This window comes from Enterobacter sp. 04-C-12-SI-ECC, from assembly GCF_047530715.1.
Taxonomy (GTDB): Bacteria; Pseudomonadota; Gammaproteobacteria; order Enterobacterales; family Enterobacteriaceae; genus Enterobacter; species Enterobacter bugandensis.
Genome location: NZ_JBLKDI010000043.1, coordinates 1 through 6382 on the forward strand (window position 1 = coordinate 1; position 6382 = coordinate 6382).

Annotated in this window: 4 protein-coding genes and 1 pseudogene; 4 read left to right on the forward strand and 1 reads right to left on the reverse strand. The window is 52.4% G+C overall.

Going from position 1 to position 6382, the window contains the following annotated elements:
- The first annotated feature begins 457 nt into the window (after positions 1 to 457).
- The 4 genes and pseudogenes from lacI to ACMWL8_RS24985 form a co-directional block, all read left to right on the forward strand.
- Positions 458 to 1540 (forward strand): DNA-binding transcriptional repressor LacI, encoded by a 1083-nt coding sequence (gene lacI, locus ACMWL8_RS24970; protein ID WP_007851507.1) that lies wholly within the window; start codon positions 458 to 460, stop codon positions 1538 to 1540.
- A gap of 121 nt (positions 1541 to 1661) precedes the next feature.
- Entirely contained in the window at positions 1662 to 4736 is a 3075-nt protein-coding gene (gene lacZ, locus ACMWL8_RS24975) for a beta-galactosidase (RefSeq protein ID WP_007894989.1), read from the forward strand.
- A gap of 51 nt (positions 4737 to 4787) precedes the next feature.
- A complete protein-coding gene (gene lacY / locus ACMWL8_RS24980; protein ID WP_003846917.1) occupies positions 4788 to 6041 on the forward strand; it encodes a lactose permease in 1254 nt (417 codons plus the stop codon).
- 65 nt (positions 6042 to 6106) lie between these two features.
- Positions 6107 to 6247 (forward strand): annotated as a pseudogene (locus ACMWL8_RS24985) (maltose acetyltransferase domain-containing protein); the annotation flags it as partial.
- Between the two features lie 14 nt (positions 6248 to 6261).
- On the opposite strand, the gene ACMWL8_RS24990 reads toward ACMWL8_RS24985, so the two are convergent.
- Positions 6262 to 6382 (reverse strand): IS1 family transposase (locus ACMWL8_RS24990; protein WP_249040038.1); only part of this gene is annotated, 121 nt, incomplete at its 5' end.

The window sequence follows — 6382 nt, forward strand, 5'->3', positions numbered from 1 at the left end:
TGGAAAGAGTTTTTACCCAGATCGATACCAATGAGCGCAATGTTTTCCATGATAGTTCTCCGAATGAAAGCCTGTCCTCAGCATAGTACCGGGAAGGAGGGAGTGACCATCTCATTAAATATCCTACGTTAAGCCTGTTTCTTTAGCTGGCATTACAAAAAGCGAGCGTCTGCATGGTACAGACAGACACCCGAATACGATAAAAATGAGACGAAAAAAACGGTAATGCTGTCAACCTGTTGATGACTATTTTAATCTGTAGTCATTCAATCCTTGTAACATCAGGATGATCCTGGTGTCAGTGAAAATACGAAATCAACACGTTGGTATCATTACCCACCTGTGAACTGACGTCGGCATTTTGAATCTCACTTCGGCGTGCCCCCTCCGAATGGCGCAAAACATTTCGTGGTATGGCATGATAGCACCCGAAGAGAGTCAATTCAGGGTGGTAAATGTGAAACCAGTAACGCTATACGATGTCGCAGAGTATGCCGGTGTCTCTTATCAGACCGTTTCCCGCGTGGTGAACCAGGCCAGCCACGTCTCTGCGAAAACGCGGGAAAAGGTGGAAGCGGCGATGGCGCAGCTGAACTACATTCCCAACCGCGTGGCACAACAACTGGCGGGGAAACAGTCGTTGCTGATTGGCGTTGCTACCTCCAGTCTGGCCCTGCACGCGCCGTCGCAAATTGTCGCGGCGATTAAATCTCGCGCCGATCAACTGGGTGCCAGCGTGGTGGTGTCGATGGTAGAACGAAGCGGCGTCGAAGCCTGTAAAGCGGCGGTGCACAATCTTCTCGCGCAACGCGTCAGTGGGCTGATCATTAACTATCCGCTGGATGACCAGGATGCCATTGCTGTGGAAGCTGCCTGCGCTAATGTTCCGGCGTTATTTCTTGATGTCTCTGACCAGACTCCCATCAACAGTATTATTTTCTCCCATGAAGACGGTACGCGACTGGGCGTGGAGCATCTGGTCGCATTGGGTCACCAGCAAATCGCGCTGTTAGCGGGCCCATTAAGTTCTGTCTCGGCGCGTCTGCGTCTGGCGGGCTGGCATAAATATCTCACTCGCAATCAAATTCATCCGATAGCGGAACGGGAAGGCGACTGGAGTGCCATGTCCGGTTTTCAACAAACCATGCAAATGCTAAATGAGGGCATCGTTCCCACTGCGATGCTGGTTGCCAACGATCAGATGGCGCTGGGCGCAATGCGCGCCATTACCGAGTCCGGGTTGCGCGTTGGTGCGGATATCTCGGTAGTGGGATACGACGATACCGAAGACAGCTCGTGTTATATCCCGCCGTTAACCACCATCAAACAGGATTTTCGCCTGCTGGGGCAAACCAGCGTGGACCGCTTGCTGAAACTCTCTCAGGGCCAGGCGGTGAAGAGCAATCAGCTGTTGCCCGTCTCACTGGTGAAAAGAAAAACCACCCTGGCGCCCAATACGCAAACCACCTCTCCCCGCACGTTGGCAGATTCCTTAATGCAGCTGGCACGACAAGTTTCCCGACTTGAAAGCGGGCAGTGAGCGCAACGCAATTAATGTGAGTCAGCTCACTCATTAGGCACCCCAGGCTTTACACTCTATGTGTCCGGCTCGTATGTTATGCGAAAATGTGAGCGGATAACAATTCACGCAGGATACAACTATGACAATGATTACGGATTCACTGGCCGTCGTATTACAACGTCGTGACTGGGAAAACCCTGGCGTTACCCAACTTAATCGCCTTGCGGCACATCCCCCTTTCGCCAGCTGGCGTAATAGCGAAGAGGCTCGCACCGATCGCCCTTCCCAAGAGTCGCGCAGCCTGAATGGTGAATGGCGCTTTGCCTGGTTTCCGGCACCAGAAGCGGTACCAGAAAGCTGGCTGGAGCGCGATCTTCCTGACGCCGATACTGTCATCGTCCCCTCAAACTGGCAGATGCACGGTTACGATGCGCCTATCTACACCAACGTGACCTATCCCATTGCGGTCAATCCGCCGTATGTTCCCACGGAGAATCCGACGGGTTGTTACTCGCTCACATTTAATGTTGATGAAAGCTGGCTACAGGAAGGCCAGACGCGAATTATTTTTGATGGTGTTAACTCGGCGTTTCATTTGTGGTGTAACGGGCGCTGGGTCGGTTACGGACAGGACAGTCGTTTGCCGTCTGAATTTGACCTGAGCGCATTTTTACACGCCGGAGAAAACCGCCTCGCGGTGATGGTGCTGCGCTGGAGTGACGGCAGTTATCTGGAAGATCAGGATATGTGGCGGATGAGCGGCATTTTCCGTGACGTCTCGTTGCTGCATAAACCGAGCACGCAAATCAGCGATTTCCATGTAGCCACTCACTTTAATGATGATTTCAGCCGCGCTGTACTGGAGGCAGACGTTCAGATGTACGGCGAGCTGCGCGATGAGCTGCGGGTGACGGTTTCTTTGTGGCAGGGTGAAACGCAGGTCGCCAGCGGCACCGCGCCTTTCGGCGGTGAAATTATCGATGAGCGTGGTGGTTATGCCGATCACGTCACCCTACGTCTGAACGTCGAAAACCCGAAACTGTGGAGCGCCGAAATCCCGAATCTCTATCGTGCGGTGGTTGAACTGCACACCGCCGACGGCACGCTGATTGAAGCAGAAGCCTGCGATGTCGGTTTCCGCGAGGTGCGGATTGAAAATGGTCTGCTGCTGCTGAACGGCAAGCCGTTGCTGATTCGCGGCGTTAACCGTCACGAGCATCATCCTCTGCATGGTCAGGTCATGGATGAGCAGACGATGGTGCAGGATATCCTGCTGATGAAGCAGAACAACTTTAACGCCGTGCGCTGTTCGCATTATCCGAACCATCCGCTGTGGTACACGCTGTGCGACCACTACGGCCTGTATGTGGTGGATGAAGCCAACATTGAAACCCACGGCATGGTGCCAATGAATCGTCTGACCGATGATCCGCGCTGGCTACCCGCGATGAGCGAACGCGTAACGCGAATGGTGCAGCGCGATCGTAATCACCCGAGTGTGATCATCTGGTCGCTGGGGAATGAATCAGGCCACGGCGCTAATCACGACGCACTCTATCGCTGGATCAAATCTGTCGATCCTTCCCGCCCGGTACAGTATGAAGGCGGCGGAGCCGACACCTTCGCAACCGATATTATTTGCCCGATGTACGCGCGCGTGGATGAAGACCAGCCCTTCCCGGCTGTGCCGAAATGGTCCATCAAAAAATGGCTTTCGTTGCCTGGAGAGACGCGCCCGCTGATCCTTTGCGAATACGCCCACGCGATGGGTAACAGTCTTGGCGGCTTCGCTAAATACTGGCAGGCGTTTCGTCAGTACCCCCGTTTACAGGGCGGCTTCGTCTGGGACTGGGTGGATCAGTCGCTGATTAAATATGATGAAAATGGCAATCCGTGGTCGGCTTACGGCGGTGATTTTGGCGATACGCCGAATGATCGCCAGTTCTGCATGAACGGTCTGGTCTTTGCAGACCGCACGCCGCATCCGGCGCTGACGGAAGCAAAACACCAGCAGCAGTTTTTCCAGTTCAGTTTATCCGGGCGAACCATCGAAGTGACCAGCGAATACCTGTTCCGTCATAGCGATAACGAGCTCCTGCACTGGATGGTGGCGCTGGATGGCAAGCCGCTGGCAAGCGGTGAAGTGCCTCTGGATGTCGCTCCACAAGGTAAACAGTTGATTGAACTGCCTGAACTACCGCAGCCGGAGAGCGCCGGACAACTCTGGCTAACGGTTCACGTAGTGCAACCGAACGCGACCACATGGTCAGCAGCCGGACACATCAGCGCCTGGCAGCAGTGGCGTCTGGCGGAAAACCTCAGCGTGACACTCCCCTCCGCGCCCCACGCCATCCCGCAACTGACCACCAGCGAAACGGATTTTTGCATCGAGCTGGATAATAAGCGTTGGCAATTTAACCGCCAGTCAGGCTTTCTTTCACAGATGTGGATTGGCGATAAAAAACAACTGCTGACGCCGCTGCGCGATCAGTTCACCCGCGCACCGCTGGATAACGACATTGGCGTAAGTGAAGCGACCCGCATTGACCCTAACGCCTGGGTCGAACGCTGGAAGGCGGCGGGCCATTACCAGGCCGAAGCAGCGTTGTTGCAGTGCACGGCAGATACGCTTGCCGACGCGGTGCTGATTACCACGGTCCACGCGTGGCAGCATCAGGGGAAAACCTTATTTATCAGCCGGAAAACCTACCGGATTGATGGAAGTGGTCAAATGGCGATTACCGTTGATGTTGAAGTGGCGAGCAATACGCCACATCCGGCGCGGATTGGCCTGACCTGCCAGCTGGCGCAGGTAGCAGAGCGGGTAAACTGGCTCGGATTAGGGCCGCAAGAAAACTATCCCGACCGCCTTACTGCGGCCTGTTTTGACCGCTGGGATCTGCCATTGTCAGACATGTATACCCCGTACGTCTTCCCGAGCGAAAACGGTCTGCGCTGCGGGACGCGCGAATTGAATTATGGCCCACACCAGTGGCGCGGCGACTTCCAGTTCAACATCAGCCGCTACAGTCAACAGCAACTGATGGAAACCAGCCATCGCCATCTGCTGCACGCGGAAGAAGGCACATGGCTGAATATCGACGGTTTCCATATGGGGATTGGTGGCGACGACTCCTGGAGCCCGTCAGTGTCGGCGGAATTCCACCTTAGCGCCGGTAGCTACCATTACCAGTTGCTCTGGTGTCAAAAATAATAATAACCGGGCAGGCCATGTCTGCCCGTATTTCGCGTAAGGAAATCCATTATGTACTATTTAAAAAACACAAACTTTTGGATGTTCGGTTTATTCTTTTTCTTTTACTTTTTTATCATGGGAGCCTACTTCCCGTTTTTCCCGATTTGGCTACATGACATCAACCATATCAGCAAAAGTGATACGGGTATTATTTTTGCCGCTATTTCTCTGTTCTCGCTATTATTCCAACCGCTGTTTGGTCTGCTTTCTGACAAACTCGGGCTGCGCAAATACCTGCTGTGGATTATTACCGGCATGTTAGTGATGTTTGCGCCGTTCTTTATTTTTATCTTCGGGCCACTGTTACAATACAACATTTTAGTAGGATCGATTGTTGGTGGTATTTATCTAGGCTTTTGTTTTAACGCCGGTGCGCCAGCAGTAGAGGCATTTATCGAGAAAGTCAGCCGTCGCAGTAATTTCGAATATGGTCGCGCGCGGATGTTTGGCTGTGTTGGCTGGGCGCTGTGTGCCTCGATTGTCGGCATCATGTTCACCATCAATAATCAGTTTGTTTTCTGGCTGGGTTCTGGCTGTGCATTCATCCTCGCCGTTTTACTCTTTTTCGCCAAAACGGATGCGCCCTCTTCTGCCACGGTTGCCAATGCGGTAGGTGCCAACCATTCGGCATTTAGCCTTAAGCTGGCGCTGGAACTGTTCAGACAGCCAAAACTGTGGTTTTTGTCACTGTATGTTATTGGCGTTTCCTGCACCTACGATGTTTTTGACCAACAGTTTGCTAATTTCTTTACTTCGTTCTTTGCTACCGGTGAACAGGGTACGCGGGTATTTGGCTACGTAACGACAATGGGCGAATTACTTAACGCCTCGATTATGTTTTTTGCGCCACTGATCATTAATCGCATCGGTGGGAAAAACGCCCTGCTGCTGGCTGGCACTATTATGTCAGTACGTATTATTGGCTCATCGTTCGCTACCTCAGCACTGGAAGTGGTTATTCTGAAAACGCTGCATATGTTTGAAGTACCGTTCCTGCTGGTGGGCTGCTTTAAATATATTACCAGCCAGTTTGAAGTGCGTTTTTCAGCGACGATTTATCTGGTCTGTTTCTGCTTCTTTAAGCAACTGGCGATGATTTTTATGTCTATTCTGGCGGGCAATATGTATGAAAGCATCGGTTTCCAGGGCGCTTACCTGGTGCTGGGTCTGGTGGCGCTGGGCTTCACCTTAATTTCCGTGTTCACGCTTAGCGGCCCCGGCCCACTTTCTCTGCTGCGTCGCCAGGTGAATGAAGTCGCTTAAGAAATTAATGTCGGATACGGCGCGAGCGCCTTATCCGACCAACTTATCAGGACGGAATGTTAAAAATGAACATGTCGATGACAGAAAAAATAAAAGCAGGCAAGCTATTTACCGATATGTGCGAAGGCTTACCTGAAAAAAGACTTCGTGGGAAAACATTAATGTATGAGTTCAATCACTCGCATCCATCAGAAGTTGAAAAAAGGGTAATGACTCCAACTTATTGATAGTGTTTTATGTTCAGATAATGCCCGATGACTTTGTCATGCAGCTCCACCGATTTTGTGAGCGACAGCGACTTCCGTCCCAGCCGTGCCAGGTGCTGCCTCAGATTCAGGTTA